Origin of the sequence: Gilvimarinus gilvus (assembly GCF_030518155.1) — a bacterium.
In the GTDB taxonomy this organism is placed as follows: Bacteria; Pseudomonadota; Gammaproteobacteria; order Pseudomonadales; family Cellvibrionaceae; genus Gilvimarinus; species Gilvimarinus gilvus.
In genome coordinates this window covers 1-302 of record NZ_JAULRU010000348.1, presented here as the reverse complement: position 1 = coordinate 302, position 302 = coordinate 1, and the positions used below count along the sequence as shown (strand labels likewise).

Sequence of the window (302 nt, the reverse complement as noted above, 5' to 3'; positions counted from 1 at the left end):
CCTCTCAAAGCCTAGGCATCCGCCGTACGCCCTTTGTAACTTTTTTCTCGATTTAACCGTCATATTATTGAGCGGTTATGTTAATCTTACTCGTTTTCTTGATTAATTGTATACCTTATATAAACTTTGATTTATCTCTAAATCTGTTTTGATTGTATGTTTTTTTTCAATAATGTCAATGAACTCTTCTGCTTTAAACGAATTTCGAAGTTCGAACTTCGTTTATCGCTTCGTGGAGAATATCGGAGTCGAACCGATGACCTCTTGCGTGCAAGGCAAGCGCTCTAGCCAGCTGAGCTAAT

The 302-nt window shown here is 38.1% G+C and carries 1 tRNA gene; it reads right to left on the bottom strand.

Features of this window, described 5'->3' with window-relative positions:
* Positions 1-233 precede the first annotated feature (233 nt).
* Positions 234-302, bottom strand: a tRNA-Ala gene (locus QWI17_RS06020).